The sequence below is a fragment of the Limnobacter sp. G6BE5S genome, from assembly GCF_058448965.1.
In genome coordinates, this window is sequence record NZ_JBZFLM010000006.1 from 218,414 (window position 1) to 234,338 (window position 15,925).

The window sequence follows — 15,925 nt, forward strand, 5'->3', positions numbered from 1 at the left end:
AAAAACTGACTTCATACAATGACCCGCATTATCTCAGCAAATCTGAATGGAATTCGTTCTGCCCACACAAAAGGGTTTTTCGACTGGATGAACCAAAGCCAGGCCGATGTGGTGTGCGTGCAGGAGATCAAGGCGCACTTGGCCGATCTTGGGCCGGAACACCTGCAACCAGGGGACTACCAAGGCTACTTTCAGGCTGCAGAGAAAAAAGGCTACAGCGGAGTAGGCATTTACAGCAAAATCGAACCACTTAATGTGACTTATGGACTAGATAACGCCGAATTCGATGCTGAAGGCCGCATGGTCACCGCAGAATTCGAGAACATGATTGTGTCGTCCATCTACTTTCCGTCTGGCAGCAGCTCAGAAGAACGACAAGAAGCCAAATTCCGGTTTTTAGATCACTTTGCGCAAATTTTCGACAATTTTGAGAGCAAGAAGAAGCCTGTTGTTTTGTGTGGCGACTGGAATATTGCCCACAAGGAAATTGACCTGAAAAACTGGAAAGGCAACCTGAAAAACAGCGGTTTCACCCCTGAAGAACGCGCCTGGATTGGCGAGGTAATTGAAAATCGCGGATGGGTAGACGCTTACCGCGTGCTGTACCCAGAGGAAACCGAGGCTTGCTACACCTGGTGGAGCAACCGAGGGCAAGCTTATGCCAAGAATGTGGGGTGGCGAATTGATTACCAGATGGTGAGCCCCGCATTGCGTGACTTGATACGTGAAGTGAGTGTTTACAAGGGCCAGAAGTTTTCAGACCATGCACCGCTGATTGCGGATTACGATCACCCGCTGTGAGTTTGGCAAGCTGGTTTGGATCGCTCAACCGGCTTGACTTCCGATAACGCGTAGCTCTTTAAGGCCCACTCGGCGCGAATTTCAATCTCTCGCCTGAAAACCTGTAGCTCCCTTGCTGAACCTTACGATGCCTGAGAACGACCCTCCTAAAAAGCGGGTCGGGTCCGTTCTCTGTCGCCCATACTGGGCAACACCGGCCCTGCTCGGCACGCAAGGGCAGGTTTTCTTGAAGGCGAAGCGATCGAAACATCGCCGCCGATTGGGCGTTAAGCCCCGCGGTGAGATGCGCCTTGGTGGAGATTTGCAAGCCGCCGGCTCAAGCCAAATCGAGATGTCAAATCAAGAACTCAACTTGGCTTTCAAAATCTCATTCACCTGCGCCGGGTTGGCCTTTCCGCGCGCGGCGCGCATGATCTGCCCAACCAAGAAGTTAAACGAGGCTTCTTTGCCTGCCTTGTACTCGGCCACAGGGCCGGGATGCGCAGCCAACACATCGTCAATCATTTTCTCGACAGCGCCTGAGTCGGAAATCTGCTCCAAACCTTCACCTTTGATACACGCATCCACGTCAGCGTACTTGCCTTCCCACAGGGCAGCAAACACCACTTTCGCAGTTTTGTTGTTCAGGGTTCCGTCTACCACGCGCTTCACCAAAGCAGCCATCAGGGCTGGCTCAATGGGTGATTCAGCAGGCGTTTTGTCTTCCCGATTCAGGTTGGCCGAAAACTCACCCAGCAACCAGTTGGCCAAGGGCTTTGCTTTGTCATTGCCTGCAACGGCCAAGGCCGCTTCAAAGTAATTGGTCATGGCCCGGCTGCCAGTGACGGTAACCGCATCGTATTCACTCAAACCCAAATCAGCGGTGTAACGCGCCTGTTTCTGGCCTGGCAATTCAGGCATTTCAGCGCGAACCTGCTCAACCCACTCCTGGGAAATCATCAGTGGAGGCAGATCAGGATCGGGGAAGTAACGGTAGTCTTCCGAATCTTCCTTGCTGCGCATGGAACGGGTTTCGTTGCGATCTGGATCGTAAAGTCGCGTTTCTTGCTTGATAACGCCGCCATCTTCGATGATTTCGATTTGACGCTGCGCTTCGAACAAAATGGCAGCCTGCAAGAACTTGAAACTGTTCAGGTTTTTGATTTCACAACGCGTACCCAGCTTGGTTTCGCCTTTGGGGCGAACCGACACGTTGGCGTCGCAGCGGAAGCTGCCTTCCTGCATATTGCCGTCGCAAATGCCCAGCCATGTGACCAGCGTGTGCAAAGTTTTTGCGTAGGCCACCGCTTCTTCGGCCGAGCGCATGTCGGGTTCGGTCACAATTTCGAGCAGCGGCGTACCAGCACGATTCAGGTCGATACCCGACTGGCCTGCAAAGTCTTCATGCAGGCTTTTGCCTGCGTCTTCTTCCAAATGGGCGCGCACCAGGCGCACGGTTTTCATTTGATCGCCCAGCAAAAAGCTGACTGTTCCGCCCTGCACCACAGGAATTTCAAACTGGCTGATTTGATAGCCTTTGGGCAAGTCGGGATAGAAATAGTTTTTACGCGCAAATATGGAGTGCTCGGCCACTTTGGCGCCCACGGCCAAACCAAACTGAATGGCACGCTGCACGGCGGCCTTGTTCATGACTGGCAAAACACCGGGCAAAGCCAAATCAACGGCACAGGCCTGTGCATTGGGCTCGGCACCAAAAGCGGTGCTAGCACCCGAGAAAATTTTTGATTCTGTTGTGAGCTGGGTGTGGGTTTCAAGACCCACCACAATTTCCCATTGCATGGTGTGATCCCTTTTTAAGACGGTGTACGAAGGTGCCAATCGGTAGCAAGCTGATAATGATCAGCCAATGCCAGCAATTCCCCTTCCTTGAAATAGTTGCCAATCAGCTGCATGCCCACGGGGCGGTTTTTGTCACCGAAGCCCACGGGCACACTCATGCCGGGCAAACCAGCCAGGCTGGTGCTCAGCGTGTAAATGTCGGCCAGGTACATTTGAACCGGGTCAGCCGACTTCTCGCCCAAATTCCACGCCACTGTGGGGCTGACCGGGCCAGCGATGAAATCACACTGCTGAAAGGCAGCCTGGAAGTCTTGCGCAATCAGGCGGCGAATTTTCTGGGCCTGCAAATAATACGCGTCGTAATAACCATGCGAAAGCACATAGGCACCCACCATGATGCGACGCTGTACTTCAAGGCCAAAACCTTCGCTGCGCGAATTCTCGTACATGGATTTCAAATCGGTGTAATCGGCCGCGCGGTGACCATAACGCACACCATCAAAACGCGACAGGTTGGAGCTGGCTTCGGCCGGGGCGATTACGTAGTACGCAGGAATGGACAATTCAGTGCGCGGCAGGCTGATGTTCACCAGCATGGCGCCCATGGCTTCAAGCTGTTTCAGTGCAGCATCAATTGGCGCGCGTACATCGGCGGCCAAACCCTCGCCAAAAAATTCAGCGGGAAGACCCACACGCACACCAGCCAGCGGTTTTGCGACATCGCCGTTTCTCAAGGCCTTGCCAAAACCGGCCGTGAAATCCTCTTGATCAACTGGACGCTGCACGCTGGTGCTGTCTTTCGCATCAAAGCCCACCATGGCATTGAGTACCAAGGCGCAATCGCGGGCACTGTGGGCCATGGGGCCAGCCTGGTCCAGGCTGCTTGCGTAGGCGATCATGCCATAGCGGCTGCAACTGCCATAGGTGGGCTTGATGCCGGTGATGCCGCACAACGAGGCAGGTTGGCGAATAGAACCACCCGTGTCGGTGCCGGTTGTAAATGGCACCACACCAGCGGCCACGGCCACCGCCGAACCACCCGAGGAGCCACCGGGCACAGCCAGCGAGTCCCAAGGGTTCAAACACGGACCGTAGGCGCTTTTTTCGTTGGACGAACCCATTGCAAATTCATCGCAGTTCAATTTGCCAATGCTGACGGTTCCAGCAGCATTCAAGCGCGACACCACCTCGGCATCAAAGGGGCTTTGGTAACCTGCCAACATTTTGGAGCCTGCCGTGCTGGTCCAGCCCTGTGTAACAAAAATGTCTTTGTGCGCAGTGGGAATACCCAGTAGCGCACCTTTTTCACCGGAAGCCAAACGCAAATCGGCAGCTTTGGCTTGTTCAAGGGTGAGGTCATCGCGAATGTCAACGAATGCGTTCAGACTGGATTGCTGACCCGCTTCGCGCAGGGCGTCGTGGGCCAGCTCAGTCGCGCTGGCTTTTTTCTCGTCCAGCAGGGTGCGCAGCGCGGAAATACTTTGAAGTTTGGAAGACATGCTTAAAACCACATTCCAATGTCAGATTTGCAAAATTAGGAGGTAAAACTTTTCAATGAACAATTATTCGATCACTTTGGGCACCAAAAACAAGCCTTTCTCGGCTGCTGGCGCGTTGGCCATGTTGGCAGTGCGGTTGTCTGCTTCTGTCACCAGGTCTTCGCGCAAGCGAAGCGCGATCGGCTGAATCAGCGAGATGGGATGCGCGAGTGGCTCAACACCTTCGGTGTTTTCACTGCTCAAGCGATCGGCCAATTGCATGATCTTGTTCAATTGTTGCTCAAGGGCCAGGGCTTGCTCGGGAGCCACTTTCAAGCGCGACAAGGCCGCAATTTTTGCAATTTGTCCGGAATCAAGGGACATAAATTTTCTCCGCCGACCAGCAGGCCTGAGCATCGCTTCTAAATGATGCAAAAGCCGCTTGGTGAAAGTCTGTGTTGATCAAAGTCTACTTATTTTATAGGTTATCATCGGTAGTTACGCCACTTGACAAGTGAAGTCCCATAAATAGTGGCGAACCGGACAACTTCTAGACAACTTTGAGCTTCGCGGGCTTGGCAGCTCTCCAACTACACGACACAGGTTAGAACATCACCATGTTTGGGTTTCTACGCAGCTACTTATCAAACGACTTGGCCATTGATTTGGGCACGGCCAACACGCTAATTTACGCCCGCACCAAAGGCATCGTTCTCGACGAGCCCTCCGTGGTTGCCATCCGCCAGGAAGGCGGCCCCAATGGCAAGAAAACCATCACTGCGGTTGGCCTTGAAGCCAAGCAAATGTTGGGTAAAGTGCCAGGCAACATCGAGGCCATTCGCCCCATGAAAGACGGCGTGATCGCCGATTTCACGGTGACTGAGCAAATGCTCAAGCAGTTCATCAAGATGGTTCACGAAAGCCGTCTGTTTTCTCCCAGCCCCAGAATAATCATTTGCGTGCCCTGCGGGTCGACGCAAGTTGAGCGCCGCGCCATTCGCGAAAGCGCATTGGGCGCAGGTGCATCCCAGGTTTACCTGATTGAAGAACCAATGGCTGCTGCAATTGGTGCAGGCCTGCCAGTTTCCGAAGCATCGGGCTCCATGGTGGTTGACATTGGCGGCGGCACCACCGAGGTGGGCATCATTTCCCTGGGTGGCATGGTGTACGCAGGCAGCGTGCGCGTGGGCGGCGACAAGTTCGACGAAGCCATCATCAGCTACATTCGCCGCAATTACGGCATGATGATCGGCGAACCCACAGCGGAAGCCATCAAGAAGCAAATCGGATCCGCCTTCCCCGGCTCGGAAGTGAAAGACATGGAAGTGACAGGCCGCAATTTGTCGGAAGGCATTCCACGCCGATTCACCATTTCTTCCAATGAAATTCTGGAAGCGCTGACCGAACCATTGAATGCAATCGTGTCCGCAGTGAAATCCGCACTGGAACAAACTCCACCAGAACTGGGCGCAGACATTGCCGAGCGCGGCATGATGCTGACCGGTGGTGGCGCCTTGTTGCGCGACCTGGACCGCTTGCTCATGGAAGAAACCGGCTTGCCTGTGCATGTGGCCGAAGACCCGCTGACTTGCGTGGTTCGTGGTTGCGGCCTTGCGCTGGAACGCATGGACAAGTTGGGCACCATTTTCACCAGTGAATAAATAGAGTACAAGCGGTTCGAACTCCGGCTTCTAACCCAGCCTAGCCTTGAACCGGCGACAAGCCTATGGAGTACACACCACCACCGTTGTTCAAACAAGGCCCATCCGCACGCGTGCGGCTGGCCTTTTTTGTCGCGCTCTCGGTGGGCCTGTTGTTTCTCGATTCGCGCTTTGCTGCCATGGAAGTGGTGCGCAAAGCGGTGGGCACCGTACTTTATCCATTACAAAAAATTGCAAGCCTGCCCATTGAGTGGAGCCAGGCCGGCATTGATTATGTGTCAACGCTCGACACGCTTCAATCCGAAAACAGAACCTTGATTCTCGAGCAACTTCAAGACAAACAAAGACTGCACGAACTGGAAACCCTGCGCCAGGAAAACGAGAAACTGCGCAAACTGATGAATGTGGGCAACACGCTGAAAGTGAAGCGCTCCATACTCAGTGAAATTGTCAGCGATGCACGCGATCCGTTTTCCCGAAAAATCATCATTGGGAAAGGTCTGATTCAGGGTGTGAAGGAAGGAATGCCTGTCATCGATGAACTGGGCTTGCTGGGGCAAGTCACCCGCGCATTTCCAAGCCGTGCCGAAGTCAGCCTGATCACAGACAAGGAACAGATCATACCGGTTGAAAACTTGCGCAATGGGATTCGCAGCGTGGCCTATGGCGGGCTGGACGGCGGTTTGCTTGAACTCCGATTCATGGCGGCCAACGCCGACATTGAGAACAACGATTTATTGGTGACCTCCGGGCTGGATGGGGTGTATCCCCGAGGCGTTCCGGTGGCACGAGTTATTCGCGTAGAACGCAATTCACGCTATGCCTTTGCCAGTATTTTCTGTGAACCCATCGCCGGTGTAGAACGCCACCGTTTTGTACTGGTACTGGACACATTCAGGGAAAAACCACCTGCCTTGCCCACGGCACCTCCCTCTGCGACCAACACGGAGGCTGGCAATGGCAATTAACCCGTTTGGCGACTCCGAGATTTTACGGCCAGTGAACCCATGGTTCATCACCTTCTCACTGCTGGCTGCAATGCTGTTCAAGTTTATTCCGATCGACAGAAACTGGATCACGCCCGATTTGTTGGCCTTGGTGTTGGTGTTCTGGAATATTCGTCAACCCCGACGAATTGGCATTGGTGTGGCTTGGTGTTTTGGTGCCGCAATTGATGTGCATTCAGCCAGCGTGTTTGGTGAACATGCCCTGGCCTACACCCTGCTTTCCTACTTCGCCATCACCATTCACCGGCGGGTGATGTGGTTCTCGCCAATGATGCAAGCGGCGCATATTTTTCCGTTGCTGTTGGCTGCGCAAGCAATTACCGTGGCCATTCGTGTCATGTTCGGCGGCACATTTCCGGGCACCTTGATATTTGCTGAAAGCGCGTTGACCGCTGCATTGTGGCCACTGACTCAATTCTTGCTGCTCGCACCACAGAAGCTTCCGGAAAACCGTGACAACGACCGCCCGATATGACCGAGTTTAACCACCCAGAACAAGCCATCAAACAGTTCCGGTTCCGGCTGTTTCTGGCTGGCCTCTTTGTGGTGTTGCTGTTTCTGGTGCTGGTGGCGCGCCTGCTTTGGCTTCAAGTGATCAGCTATGACAAATACCAATCCAAAGCCGAGGACAACCGAATCACCATTGTGCCGCTGGTGCCCAACCGCGGGCTGATTCTTGACCGCAACGGCGTGGTGCTGGCGAACAATTATTCAGCCTACACACTTGAAATCACCCCATCCAAAATCGACAACTTGAACGAGATGATTGATGAACTCGGCAAGATTGTTGAAATCTCCGCCCTGGATCGCAGACGATTCAAGAAACTGCGTGCTGAATCGAAACGATTTGAATCCATTCCGATTCGTACCCGCCTGACGGACGAAGAAGTGGCCCGGTTTGCGGTGCAAAGCTTCCGTTTTCCCGGCGTGGAAATTCGCGCTCGCCTTTTTAGACAATACCCATATGGCTCATATGCGGCGCACTTGCTGGGTTACATTGGTCGAATTTCGGCACGGGATCAAGACCGCATTGAAGAACTCGACCAAACAAACAACTACCGGGGCACGGCCTACATCGGCAAAGACGGTCTGGAAAAACGTTATGAAACGCAATTACACGGACGAACCGGCTTTGAAGAGGTAGAAACCTCGGCGGGTGGCCGAGCCGTTCGGGTGCTTTCACGCTCGCCCGCAGTGCCGGGTGAAAACCTGATGCTATCGATCGATATCCGCTTGCAAGAAGCCGCGGAGAAGGCATTGCAAGGCAAACGGGGGGCGCTGGTTGCCATCGATCCGCGCAATGGCGATATTCTGGCCATGGTAAGCGCCCCCAGTTTTGACCCCAATCTGTTTGTAGAAGGCATTGACTCTGAGAACTGGAAGCTACTGAATGAAAGCATCGATCGGCCTTTGTTAAACCGGCCATTGACAGGCACTTATCCGCCCGGCTCCACCTTCAAGCCCTTCATGGCGCTGGCCGCCCTGGAGCGCGGCTTTCGCACGGCATCCAGCACACTGCGCGACCCCGGTTACTTTGACTTCGGCTCGCGCCGATTCATGGATGACAAAATTGGCGGCCACGGTATGGTGGACATGTACAAATCAATTGCCGAGTCATGCAATACCTATTACTACATGCTGGGCAGTGAAATGGGTATCGACATCATTTCAGAATTCATGGGCCGCTTTGGTTTTGGTTCACGCACTGGTATTGATCTGGACGGAGAACGAACCGGTGTGTTGCCCTCACGGGAATGGAAAGTAGCTGCTTTTAAAAAAGCCGAGGCTCAACGCTGGTACTCGGGCGAAACCATTTCGGTGGCCATTGGCCAAGGCTACAACAACTACACACCGCTGCAATTGGCGCACGCCACAGCAGTGTTGGCCAGCGGCGGAATGAACGCAACACCCCGACTGGTGCGGGCTTTCCAAAACCCGGTGAGTGGACAAGTCACTGAAAAACCACTGGAAGCTTTTAAGCAACTCAACTTGCAACAACGGCATGTCGATACAGTCAAACTGGGCATGCGCGGCGCAGTGCTTGAAGGCACGGCACGGGGTGTTTTCAAGGACGTAAAATATGAGGTGGCGGGCAAAACAGGGACTGCGCAGGTGTTTGGACTGAAACAGGGCGAAACTTACAAAGACCGTGCCGCCTCGGCCGAACGCCTACGCGACCACGGCTGGTTTATTGCTTTTTCACCCATGGAACAACCCCGAATTGCCTTGGCTGCCATTGTTGAGAACGGCGGGTTTGGCAGTCAGTCTGCGGCCCCTGCGATCAAACAGGTACTCGATACTTTTTGGCGAATTGACGCGGAGAACGATCCCTCAATTGCTTTGCCAGCGCCCCAAGCTCCTGAACAGGCTGCAAACCTGGAGGCCTTGCCTTGAACCGAACCCGCGCCATTCAACGCGAACCGATTTGGCCGCGCATCAAACCATTCCTGACGGTATTTGACCCGGTGCTCAGCACCATTTTGCTGTCGCTGGTGGTGTTTGCGCTGATTACCCAATACAGTGCCGCTTTCGATTTCGAGGGCAGATTCATCGACCACTCCCGCAATCTTCTGATTGCATTCATGGTGATGTGGATCACTGCAAATTTGAAACCGCAGTTTTTGATGCGCATTGCCGTGCCGCTGTATGTGGTGGGGGTCATTTTGCTGATTGCCGTTGAACTGTTTGGCGACATCTCCAAAGGTGCGCAGCGTTGGCTTAACCTGGGTTTTATTCGAATTCAACCGTCAGAAATCATGAAAATTTCCATGCCGCTGATGTTGGCGTGGTTCTTTCAGCAGCGAGAAAACGTCTCTGGGTGGCGAGAATTCGCAGTGGCCTCGATTATTTTGGCCATCCCGGGCGTTTTGATTCTGAAACAGCCCGACTTGGGTACGGCGCTGCTGGTGTTGGGCTCGGGCTTCTTTGTCATTTTCTTCGCGGGCTTGTCCTGGAAAGTGCTGGCTTGGCTCACTGGTTTATTCTTGGCAAGCCTGCCCGTGTTCTGGACGCTGATGCACGATTACCAGCGTCAACGGGTACTTACCTTGCTCGACCCCACCCAAGATCCGCTTGGAAAAGGATTTCACATTATTCAGTCCACGGTGGCCGTGGGTTCGGGTGGGTTTACCGGCAAAGGATTCTTGCAAGGCACGCAAACCCACCTGGAATTTATTCCGGAACGCACCACTGACTTCATTTTCGCGGTGCTGGCAGAGGAGTTCGGCTTGTTGGGCTGCCTGGTGCTGTTGACACTTTATACCTGCCTGATTGTGCGGGGACTGGTGATTGCTGGCAACGCGCCCACGTTGTTCTCACGCCTGATGGCGGGATCCATGGCCCTGATTTTCTTCACCTATGCATTTGTGAACATTGGCATGGTCAGCGGTATTTTACCGGTGGTGGGTGTGCCGCTGCCCTTGATGAGCTACGGCGGAACCGCCATGGTGACCTTGGGCATGGGTGCAGGTATTTTGATGAGCATTCAAAATACCAAAAAACTGATTCAAACCTGAAGGCCTTGTCATGATTCAAGCCAGCAAAGCCTGGTTGCAAAACGCACTACCCGGAAAGTTTCAGCCCTTCACAGCGCGCTGGCGCGACGAGAACAGCGCCCCTGCCCAGCAATTCATTCCATGGATATTGAATGGCGAACACCTGGGTTTTTGGGACACCCAACACCAGACCACCTTTGACAAAGTGTTTCATGCTGCAGACCTTGCATGCACAAGCACCGCCCTTGGGATGAATTGCACAAGCACTGCCGGGCCACAGCTTCTTAGCGCGAAATTGGCCAGTGCAGGCAATATGCTCAAAGCCCTGGGCCTGGTACCAGGTTGGCGCAACGAGGAACAACTGCTACTGAGCCCACAAGGGCAGGTGCTGGCCACCGCCGAGCGGGCCTTGTTCAAGACACTGGGTTTGCGCAGCCGCGCGGTGCATGTTCATGTTGAAAACCACAACGGCTGCGTGTGGACAGGTGTGCGTTCGCTCACCAAACATGAAAACCCAGGGATGCTGGACAACCTGGCCGCTGGCGGTATTGCCAGTGCCGAAAGCGTTGAGCGCACCCTGTGGCGTGAACTTGATGAAGAGGCGGGGCTGAATTCAGACGATTTTGCCTGGATCAAACCTTTGGCCCCGCATGAACTGGTGTTAAGCCGCCCCTTGCTGTATGGTGGCTGGCATCACGAAACAGTCATTTTGTTTCATGGCCAGTTAAAGCGGGGTCGTCGCCCCGAAAACCGCGATGGCGAGGTAAGCGCCTTCCAGTTAATGTCGCCCAATGCCTGCGTCGAAGCAATCAATGCCTGGCAATTCACACCCGATGCAGCCCTGTGCTGCGCGCTGGCGCTGAATGCCACCAAATAAATACGAAAGGAACAAACATGTTGTTGGGTTTAAAAGCCGCCACGTACCGGATTGGTACCACTGTGCTGCTGGATCAGGTTGATTTTTCAATTGAAGAACGTGAACGCGTGGCCTTGGTAGGCCGCAACGGCACGGGCAAAAGTACTTTGTTCCGGATTTTGACTGGCGAAACCACCCCTGAAGACGGCTTGGTGATCAAGCAAGACGGCATTCGCATGACCTGCCTTGAACAGGCTGTACCGCAAGAACACGATGACACTATTTTTGATGTGGTGGCGCAGGGTTTTGGGGAGCTGGGCAAACACATCAGTATCAGCCGCACACTGGGCCCACTGGATCATGACTCGCTAACACCGGAGCAAGCGAAAACACTGGAGAATGCTCAACACGAATTGGGCGAGCACCACGGCTGGCATCTAGAAAGTGAAGTAGACCAAATGCTTTCCCGCATGAAGTTGCCTCCTGATTTGCCATTCGCCAAGTTGTCGGGCGGCATGAAGCGCAAGGTGATGCTGGCCAAAGCCATGGTGAGCAGCCCCGATGTGCTGCTGCTGGACGAGCCCACCAACCACCTGGACATTCCCAGCATTGAATTGCTGGAGGAACAAATTCGTCAGTTCAAGGGGGCGGTGATTTTCGTAAGCCACGATCGTTCCTTCATGCGCAAGCTGGCCACCCGCGTGTGCGACCTGGACCGCGGCATGCTGAAAAGCTGGTCAGGTGGCTACGAAGGCTTTTTGAAAGGCAAAGCTGAATTTTTGCATGCGCAGGAAAAAGCCAATGCGCTGTTCGATAAAAAGCTGGCTGAAGAAGAGGTTTGGATTCGCCGTGGAATTGAGGCACGCCGTACCCGCAACGAAGGCCGCGTGCGCGCATTAATGGACATGCGCAAACAGTTTTCAGACCGCCGCAACATTGTGGGCACTGCCAAGGTACAGGTACAGGAGGCCGAGCGCAGTGGCAAACTGGTCGCCGAACTGACCGACATCAACAAGCAATTGGGCGACTTGCCAATTTTACGCAATTTCACCAACACCATTTTGCGTGGTGAAAAAATTGGTTTTCTGGGCCCAAACGGTATTGGCAAAACCACTGCCCTGAAGGTGTTACTGGGGCAGCTACCCCCTGACTCGGGCCACATTAAGTTGGGCACAAAACTGGAAATTGCTTACTTTGACCAGTTGCGCAGTCAGTTCAACGAAGAAGACACTGCGGTAGAAATTATTGGTGCCGGCAAAGAGTTCATTACCATTGATGGGCAGGCCAAGCATGTAATTGGCTATTTGCAGGACTTTTTATTCACACCCGACCGCGCGCGCCAACCGGTGCGAAGTTTGTCGGGCGGCGAGCGTGCGCGGCTTATTCTGGCCCAGTTGTTTTCAACACCCTCGAACGTGATGGTGCTCGACGAGCCGACCAACGACCTGGACATTGAAACGCTTGAGTTGCTGGAAGAAAAGCTGATGGCTTACCAAGGCACACTGATTTTGGTCAGCCACGACCGGGAATTTTTGAACCAGATTGTCACCCGTTGCCTGGTATTTGAAGGCGATGGCGTGGTGGGTGATTACGTGGGGGGCTATGACGATTGGTTGCGCCAGCGCACCACTGACCCCTGGGCCAATGTGGGTAAGGCCATTACCCCGAGTGCAGCATCGGTAGCAACGCCCCCTACCCCGGCTGCACCCACTGCACCCACTGCCACCAAAAAAACCAAAAAACTGGGATACAAGGAACAACGCGAGCTGGAAATGCTGCCCGCCTTGATCGAGAAACTTGAAACGGAACAGGAAGCGTTGGTTGCCAAAATTGGCGACCCCAATTTTTACCAGCAAGATGCCGGCGTGGTGACTGCTGCGCAAGCCCGCATGGTGACACTTGAAAACGAACTTTTGGCAGCCTATGCCCGTTGGGAAGAACTGGACGGCTGAGGAAGTATTAGCGACGAATTCGGCTGGGTTGGCCCTGTGCGGTCAACACCATGCCCAATGATTGCCAAACTTCGTTGGCTTCCTTGAACGCATTGGCCAGCTGAAGACGCATGCCGTAATACAGCTTCGATTCAGGCAAAACCTCATCGGTGTCAGGCACCCTGGCTTCCAGCAAGCTGCGCGCAGTCTCTTCGCTTGCAATGTGAAAACTGCCGCTGGTTACTCGGCCACCAGTCAGGCGCCGCACTTCCCAGGTGAAACTTTGCCCCCACTCAAACTTCGCGGCGGGCGGCAAGCTGACATACTCACTTTCAAGCGGCTCCACCCAGAACCGTTTGCCTTTTGAGTCGAACAACATCAAGTTGCCCTCTCGGGGCAGCTCACCCTGAAAAACAAATTCGGGATTGCGCGTTAGCAACAGCGATCCGTCGATTGGTCGCAAAACACGAAGAGTATTTTCCTTGGGTGGCTCGGCCTTGCCATTCTTGGCTGGCTGAACACCACGCGGGCGAGCATACAAATTAACCCACTGATCAATCAAGTCCTGGTGCGCTTGCTCTATTGGAAACACTTTGACTGGCGGACCACTAAGCACCCGCACGGTATCGGCAATCACACGAAGCTGTGCGGGGCCAGTGAACACCCGGCGATTACCAGTCTTCAGCACCTGCACCGAGAAACGTTCGCCTTTGGGTACGTTAATGACATGCCCCTGAAGCAACCGCTGTGTGGGCAAGGCGCTGTACTTCTGACCTTTCGGGTTGGTCACGACCACTTTGTCAGTGGCTGCCAGCACGAAAACAACCGGGTCTTTGGCATGCGCAAATCCGGTCAACAACAGGCACGCGAGAAAAGCACTCTGTAACCACACGTTCAATACCACCCTACCAAGGACAGCCCGACCCCCAGGTAATCAGACTTGTAATTGTAATCAATCAGACTTTCACCGAAGCCGGTGAAGTATTGCAAATGGCCACGCAAATTGCTGGTAAGGGGAAATGCCCAATCGAATTGAACCGCTCCACGCGACTCGTCGCCACCGCGAAAGTTGTGCCGGGTAAGCAGCGAGTATTCATGGCCATTGTGTTTGTGGACCAGCAGCATATCGCCGCGCCCCATGAAATCACTGATGTCGGGATTGTCATCTTCGGCGGCATCTTCCGCTAAACGGATCCACGGCCTGAACTGCACCATGGTGTTCTCGCGTTCAAGCCCCACCATGCCAATCAGGCGATTCCAGGAGCGAGACAAAGGCAAGGCTCGCCCATTGGATTGGTGATTCAGGCTTAAACCAAGCAGCCGTGGCTCCCAGCCGGTGGCGTCTTTGAACTCGCTCCAGCTCGAGCGCCAGGTAAAGATCAGCTCAGGCTCGTAATTGGTCTCGCGAAACGGGCGGGAAATATCCTGGTTCATGACCTGCCAACGACTCGATTGCGTGTATGCAAACCACAAATCACCGTTGTCACCGAACATGTTCTCCATGACCTTGGTTTTCAGGCTCAGCTGAAATTTCAACTCGTTTCGATCCACACTCTCAGATGCCTGGTTTGGCTGTACTGTGTTGGCGGGGTTTGGGCTTGTTGGGCGAACGTTGGGCGATTTGTTGTGATACACCGGCAACAGGTAGACCGGCTGATAAGGGCGAATCGAGAACGTACCCCGTTTGGCTGCAGGGGCCAGCTCCCATCGACGATCCAGCCAACTCAATGTGGTGTCTTCGCTGCGTTTGTACAACAACAAACCACCATCCAGGGCTGCAGCTGCTTCAGGCGCTGAACCATCTTTGACCACCAGGCTTCTGCCTGTGGCATCATCGAAGCAGCGCAGGCGAAGTTGATCGTCTTCAACAAACAGGCAAGCTCGAAGTGCCCCTTCATCCAGAGTTTTGTTTTGAATGTTTTGGGCAGTTGCCCAGCCGCTTAGGCCCAAAAGGCCGATGGCAAGAAGTAAGTGTTTGTTCATAATTGCGCACTGCATCAAGCTTGGTTCGCTAGATACTCTCACATTTGGTTACAATTCTTAAATGGTTTCATTCCGCTTCAAAAAATCGTCGGCAAACAAAGACACTTCCACCAGTGGGCAGGGTCGCGAGTTTACCATTGATGAACTGGCGCGCACCGCCAACACCACCGTGCGAAATGTTCGCGCGTATCAAGACCGAGGCCTGTTGGCCCCACCTGAAAAACGCGGACGTGTCGGCTTTTACAACGAAGACCATTTGTCGCGACTAAAGCTTATTGGACAAATGTTGGGTCGTGGTTACACCTTGAGCAACATCCACGAAATGCTGGATGCGATTGACAAGGGTTACGACCTTCGCCAATTGCTGGGTTTAACGCACGCCATTACCAGTCCGTGGACCGACGAAATTCCAAAGAATTACAACCCAGTGCATTTGGCCACCATGTTTGGCACGAGCCTGAGCCGAGGGGCGCTAGCCAAGACAATCGAGTTGGGTTTGCTGGAACCTGATGGTTTGCGCTACCGTGCGCCAAGTCCGAAAATTCTGCATGCGGGCGCGGAAATGGCCAGCGCTGGCCTGCCGCTGCTCGACCTGCTTGATTTGATTGCCTCACTTCGGGGGCACCTTGAAAGCTTCTGCGATCAAGCGGTCTCACTGTTCGTCAAAGAACTGGATCAGTATGGTGACAACCTGCCCCCCAAGGAAGAATTGCCCAGGCTGGCACAATTAATCTGGAAGATTCGTCCCTTGGCCATGACAGCCATTGAATCGGAAGTGTCGCGGGCTCTGCAAAAGTCGGCCAGCAAGTTTGTAGATGAGCGCATTGTCGGCCTGATCGACAAGATGGCCGAGGAAATGCCGAACAACCCAGCCCTGCAACCCACGGGCTGGTTGCCCCCAGAGCCACCAGTCAACAGCGAAGAGAAAAAATAAA

General features: G+C 54.0%; 14 protein-coding genes. 9 read left to right on the forward strand and 5 right to left on the reverse strand.

The window, feature by feature from the left end; all coding sequences use genetic code 11:
* The first annotated feature begins 18 nt into the window (after positions 1-18).
* On the forward strand, positions 19-801 hold the full coding sequence (locus ACVL1J_RS12585) for an exodeoxyribonuclease III (protein ID WP_491665361.1): 783 nt from the start codon (positions 19-21) through the stop codon (positions 799-801).
* 339 nt (positions 802-1,140) lie between these two features.
* Here ACVL1J_RS12585 and gatB read toward each other — a convergent pair whose 3' ends face one another.
* The 3 genes from gatB to gatC form a co-directional block, all read right to left on the reverse strand.
* A complete protein-coding gene (gene gatB, locus ACVL1J_RS12590) occupies positions 1,141-2,580 on the reverse strand; it encodes an Asp-tRNA(Asn)/Glu-tRNA(Gln) amidotransferase subunit GatB (protein WP_159569069.1) in 1,440 nt (479 codons plus the stop codon).
* Positions 2,581-2,594: 14 nt separating this feature from the next.
* Entirely contained in the window at positions 2,595-4,079 is a 1,485-nt protein-coding gene (gene gatA / locus ACVL1J_RS12595; protein WP_159569070.1) for an Asp-tRNA(Asn)/Glu-tRNA(Gln) amidotransferase subunit GatA, read from the reverse strand.
* A 63-nt stretch (positions 4,080-4,142) separates the two neighbouring features.
* Positions 4,143-4,442 carry an Asp-tRNA(Asn)/Glu-tRNA(Gln) amidotransferase subunit GatC gene (gene gatC, locus ACVL1J_RS12600; protein ID WP_341236698.1) on the reverse strand — a complete coding sequence of 100 codons (300 nt, stop codon included), beginning with the start codon at positions 4,440-4,442 and terminating at the stop codon, positions 4,143-4,145.
* A gap of 233 nt (positions 4,443-4,675) precedes the next feature.
* Here gatC and ACVL1J_RS12605 point away from each other — a divergent pair, with 233 nt between their 5' ends.
* The 7 genes from ACVL1J_RS12605 (at position 4,676) to ACVL1J_RS12635 (ending at position 13,028) form a co-directional block, all read left to right on the forward strand.
* Positions 4,676-5,719: a rod shape-determining protein gene (locus tag ACVL1J_RS12605; RefSeq protein WP_008248080.1), complete on the forward strand. Its 1,044-nt coding sequence runs from the start codon at positions 4,676-4,678 to the stop codon at positions 5,717-5,719.
* A 65-nt stretch (positions 5,720-5,784) separates the two neighbouring features.
* Complete coding sequence (gene mreC / locus ACVL1J_RS12610) at positions 5,785-6,687, forward strand: rod shape-determining protein MreC (protein WP_341236699.1); 903 nt, start codon at positions 5,785-5,787, stop codon at positions 6,685-6,687.
* Complete coding sequence (gene mreD, locus ACVL1J_RS12615) at positions 6,677-7,201, forward strand: rod shape-determining protein MreD (RefSeq protein WP_159569072.1); 525 nt, start codon at positions 6,677-6,679, stop codon at positions 7,199-7,201. The genes mreC and mreD overlap by 11 nt, the downstream gene beginning before the upstream one ends.
* The gene (gene mrdA / locus ACVL1J_RS12620; protein ID WP_341236700.1) at positions 7,198-9,120 is read left to right on the forward strand and encodes a penicillin-binding protein 2; all 1,923 of its coding nucleotides are present in this window, start codon (positions 7,198-7,200) and stop codon (positions 9,118-9,120) included. Before mreD ends, mrdA begins: the two co-directional genes overlap by 4 nt.
* On the forward strand, positions 9,117-10,241 hold the full coding sequence (rodA, locus tag ACVL1J_RS12625; RefSeq protein WP_159569074.1) for a rod shape-determining protein RodA: 1,125 nt from the start codon (positions 9,117-9,119) through the stop codon (positions 10,239-10,241). Before mrdA ends, rodA begins: the two co-directional genes overlap by 4 nt.
* A gap of 10 nt (positions 10,242-10,251) precedes the next feature.
* Complete coding sequence (locus tag ACVL1J_RS12630; protein ID WP_341236701.1) at positions 10,252-11,097, forward strand: NUDIX hydrolase; 846 nt, start codon at positions 10,252-10,254, stop codon at positions 11,095-11,097.
* A 17-nt stretch (positions 11,098-11,114) separates the two neighbouring features.
* Positions 11,115-13,028, forward strand: a complete 1,914-nt coding sequence (locus ACVL1J_RS12635) for an ATP-binding cassette domain-containing protein (protein WP_159569076.1) — start codon at positions 11,115-11,117, stop codon at positions 13,026-13,028.
* A gap of 7 nt (positions 13,029-13,035) precedes the next feature.
* On the opposite strand, the gene ACVL1J_RS12640 is transcribed toward ACVL1J_RS12635, so the two are convergent.
* Both ACVL1J_RS12640 and ACVL1J_RS12645 read right to left on the reverse strand, forming a co-directional pair.
* Positions 13,036-13,899, reverse strand: a complete 864-nt coding sequence (locus ACVL1J_RS12640) for a hypothetical protein (protein ID WP_341236702.1) — start codon at positions 13,897-13,899, stop codon at positions 13,036-13,038.
* Positions 13,900-13,901: 2 nt separating this feature from the next.
* A complete protein-coding gene (locus ACVL1J_RS12645) occupies positions 13,902-14,990 on the reverse strand; it encodes a phospholipase A (RefSeq protein ID WP_341236703.1) in 1,089 nt (362 codons plus the stop codon).
* 61 nt (positions 14,991-15,051) lie between these two features.
* On the opposite strand from ACVL1J_RS12645, the gene ACVL1J_RS12650 reads away from it, so the two are divergent.
* Positions 15,052-15,924: a MerR family transcriptional regulator gene (locus ACVL1J_RS12650; RefSeq protein WP_159569078.1), complete on the forward strand. Its 873-nt coding sequence runs from the start codon at positions 15,052-15,054 to the stop codon at positions 15,922-15,924.
* Position 15,925: the final 1 nt, after the last annotated feature.

Bases quoted from the DNA above. Each gene is read 5' to 3' on its own strand.
- ACVL1J_RS12630 (WP_341236701.1), top strand. From the start codon at position 10,252: ATGATTCAAGCCAGCAAAGCCTGGTTGCAAAACGCACTACCCGGAAAG.
- mreD (WP_159569072.1), top strand. From the start codon at position 6,677: ATGGCAATTAACCCGTTTGGCGACTCCGAGATTTTACGGCCAGTGAAC.
- ACVL1J_RS12635 (WP_159569076.1), top strand. From the start codon at position 11,115: ATGTTGTTGGGTTTAAAAGCCGCCACGTACCGGATTGGTACCACTGTG.
- ACVL1J_RS12650 (WP_159569078.1), top strand. From the start codon at position 15,052: ATGGTTTCATTCCGCTTCAAAAAATCGTCGGCAAACAAAGACACTTCC.
- ACVL1J_RS12645 (WP_341236703.1), bottom strand. From the start codon at position 14,990: ATGAACAAACACTTACTTCTTGCCATCGGCCTTTTGGGCCTAAGCGGC.
- gatA (WP_159569070.1), bottom strand. From the start codon at position 4,079: ATGTCTTCCAAACTTCAAAGTATTTCCGCGCTGCGCACCCTGCTGGAC.
- mrdA (WP_341236700.1), top strand. From the start codon at position 7,198: ATGACCGAGTTTAACCACCCAGAACAAGCCATCAAACAGTTCCGGTTC.
- ACVL1J_RS12605 (WP_008248080.1), top strand. From the start codon at position 4,676: ATGTTTGGGTTTCTACGCAGCTACTTATCAAACGACTTGGCCATTGAT.
- ACVL1J_RS12585 (WP_491665361.1), top strand. From the start codon at position 19: ATGACCCGCATTATCTCAGCAAATCTGAATGGAATTCGTTCTGCCCAC.
- gatC (WP_341236698.1), bottom strand. From the start codon at position 4,442: ATGTCCCTTGATTCCGGACAAATTGCAAAAATTGCGGCCTTGTCGCGC.
- gatB (WP_159569069.1), bottom strand. From the start codon at position 2,580: ATGCAATGGGAAATTGTGGTGGGTCTTGAAACCCACACCCAGCTCACA.
- mreC (WP_341236699.1), top strand. From the start codon at position 5,785: ATGGAGTACACACCACCACCGTTGTTCAAACAAGGCCCATCCGCACGC.